Here is a 2953-nt window from a genome sequence, read left to right on the forward strand (position 1 = left end):
GGGTCCGGGGGTCCGGGGGTCCGGGGGTCCGGGGGTCCGGGGGTCCGGGGAGGCGGGAAGTCCCCCCGTCCGGCGCTGGACAGTGGCGCGCGGAAAGCCGATATTCGCCCGATGAGTCTGCCGCCCGGTTTCCTTGACGAATTGCGCACGCGCACCACGCTCAGCCATGTGGTCGGGCGCAAGGTCACGTGGGACAACCGCAAGTCCAATCAGGCCAAGGGCGACCTCTGGGCACCGTGCCCGTTCCATCAGGAAAAGACCGCCTCATTCCATGTCGATGACCGCAAAGGGTATTTTTACTGCTTCGGCTGTCATGCCAAGGGCGATGCGATTTCCTTCCTGAAGGACGCCGAGAACATGTCCTTCATGGAGGCGGTCGAAACGCTGGCGCGCGAGGCTGGGCTGCCGATGCCGGCGCAGGACCCCAAGGCCGCGGAACGCGCCGACCGGCGGACGGAACTGGCCAGGGTGATGGAAGAGGCGTTGCGCCACTACCGGCTGCAACTGAAGACCGCCGCCGGGGCCGAGGCGCGCGACTATCTGGCGCGGCGCAAGCTTTCCGAGGCGGCGCAGGACCGGTTCGAGATCGGCTTTGCCCCCGAAGGCTGGCAGGGTCTTTGGGACGCGCTCCGCGCGCGCGGCATAAACGAGGATCTGATCCTTGGCGCGGGCCTTGCCAAGCCGTCGACCAAGGGCAAGGCACCTTATGATGTCTTCCGCAATCGCATCATCTTCCCGATCCGTGATCCGCGTGGCCGCTGCATCGCCTTTGGCGGCCGGGCGATGGACCCGAACGACAATGCGAAGTACCTGAATTCGCCCGAGACGGAGCTATTCGACAAGGGCCGCAGCCTATACAATCACGGGCCAGCGCGCGAGGCGGCGGGCAAGGACCAGCCGCTGATCGTCGCCGAAGGCTATATGGATGTGATCGCGCTGGTGGGTGCAGGATTCGAGGCGGTGGTGGCCCCCCTCGGCACCGCAATCACCGAGGATCAGCTGCGCCTGATCTGGCGCCTCTCGCCCGAACCTCTGATCATGCTCGACGGCGATACGGCGGGCATAAGGGCGGCGACGCGGCTGATAGATCTGGCTCTGCCGCTCTTGGAGGCCGGGCAGGGGTTGCGCTTTGTCATCCTGCCCGAAGGCATGGACCCGGACGACCTGATCAAACTGCGCGGGCGCGAGGCGATGGCGAAGCTTGTCGCCGAGGCGCAGCCGATGGTGAACCTGCTCTGGCGGCGGGAAACAGAGGGCAAAGTCTTTGACAGCCCCGAACGCAAGGCTACGCTCGACAAGTCCCTGCGCGAGGCGATCAAACGCATCGCCGATCCGTCGATCCGCAGCCACTATGGCGAAGAGATCAAGCGCCTGCGCTGGGATCTTTTCGGCAACAACCGACCGGCTGGACGTGGTCCTGCGCCGATGCGGGGCGGCAAGTGGAAGTCGATACCGCAACTGCCATTGCCGGTCACGAAAGCCTCGCTTCTTGCCGCGTCTTCGGGGGCAGAGGTCGAAGATTATCTGCGCGAGGCGATGATCCTGGCCATCGCCATCACCCATCCCGGCTGCATCCTGCGTTTTGAAAGCCAGTTGGAGACGGTCGAGATGCGTGATGCCGGACACGATCGGTTGCGCCATGCTCTGCTGGTCGCGGCGCATGAGACCGGTGATATCGGCGAGAAAATCGCCACCTCCGCCGGTCCCGATCTTGAAAAGCTGATGGGCCTTGCCCACGTGCAATCGGCCCCCCCTGTGCGTAATGCCGACAACGACGATCTTGCCGCGATGTGTCTGGCCGAGGAACTGGCCAAACTTGAGGCGCGGCGGGGTGCCTTGGCCGAGGTGGAGGAGGCGATGGAGGACATGACCGGACTTGCCGATGAAGGCGTGACATGGCGCTTGTCACAGGCAGCCGAGGCACGCCATCGGGCGGGGCGGTCGAAACTCGATGACGACAGTGACATGGGCGAGGACCGCGCGGCACTTTCCGCTGAATTGCAGCGCCTGATCGACACTGCCGCCTGGGAAAAGAAGAAACACTGAAACGCCCGTACGCCGAATCCCGGCCCCTGTGATTCGGCCTGGCGATTCGATACAAGAGCAGAACCGATTCGCATGCCCTGTGATTCGCCCGCGACGTAAAGGAGCCCCGATGGCCGCCAAGGACACCGACGAGCAGAAGCCCGCCACCGACGAGAACGAGCATACGCTCGACATGTCGCAGGCCGCGGTCAAGAAGATGATCGCCGACGCACGCGAGCGGGGCTACATCACCTATGACCAGCTCAATCAGGTGCTTCCGCCCGAACAGGTCTCGTCCGAGCAGATCGAGGACGTGATGTCGATGCTGTCGGAAATGGGCATCAACGTGATCGAGGATGACGAGGCCGAAGAGGGCGATAGCTCCTCCGCTGGGGCCGTCGTCGAAACCTCCACCTCGCGCGAAGTGACCGTCGCCACATCCTCGGGTGAAACGCTTGACCGGACCGATGACCCGGTGCGGATGTATCTGCGTGAAATGGGCACCGTCGAACTGCTCTCCCGCGAGGGCGAGATCGCCATTGCCAAGCGGATCGAGGCCGGGCGCAACACGATGATCGCGGGCCTTTGCGAAAGCCCGCTGACATTTCAGGCCATCACCATCTGGCGTGAGGAACTTCTGAACGAAGACATCCTGCTGCGCGACGTCATCGATCTTGAGACGACCTTTGGACGTTCGATGGAAGATGACGGCGATCAGGTCGAACCGGTGGTCGAAGGCGCGTCGGCCCCTGCCCAGTCGAAAAGCGACGACGATGAGCCCGAGCTGGATGCCGACGGCAACCCCATTGCCAAGTCGGATGACGACGACGACGACGACGAAGCCTCCAACATGTCGCTCGCGGCGATGGAGGCTGCCCTCAAGCCGCGCGTGCTGGAGATGCTGGAGATCATCGCCCGCGACTATGTG

At 64.0% G+C, this 2953-nt stretch carries 2 protein-coding genes; both read left to right on the top strand.

What is annotated here, in order from left to right; all coding sequences use genetic code 11:
• Nucleotides 1-111: 111 nt before the first annotated feature.
• Nucleotides 112-2046: a DNA primase gene (gene dnaG / locus WBB85_RS11295; protein ID WP_432638715.1), complete on the top strand. Its 1935-nt coding sequence runs from the start codon at nucleotides 112-114 to the stop codon at nucleotides 2044-2046.
• Nucleotides 2047-2155: 109 nt separating this feature from the next.
• Nucleotides 2156-2953, top strand: a 798-nt coding sequence (locus WBB85_RS11300; protein ID WP_432638716.1) for an RNA polymerase sigma factor region1.1 domain-containing protein, incomplete at its 3' end; no start/stop codon positions are given.

It is taken from the genome of Albidovulum sp., from assembly GCF_049646345.1.
Taxonomy (GTDB): domain Bacteria; phylum Pseudomonadota; class Alphaproteobacteria; order Rhodobacterales; family Rhodobacteraceae; genus Albidovulum.

What these genes read in the sequence shown, in the direction of transcription:
- dnaG (WP_432638715.1), top strand. Translation starts at nt 112, where the DNA reads ATGAGTCTGCCGCCCGGTTTCCTTGACGAATTGCGCACGCGCACCACG.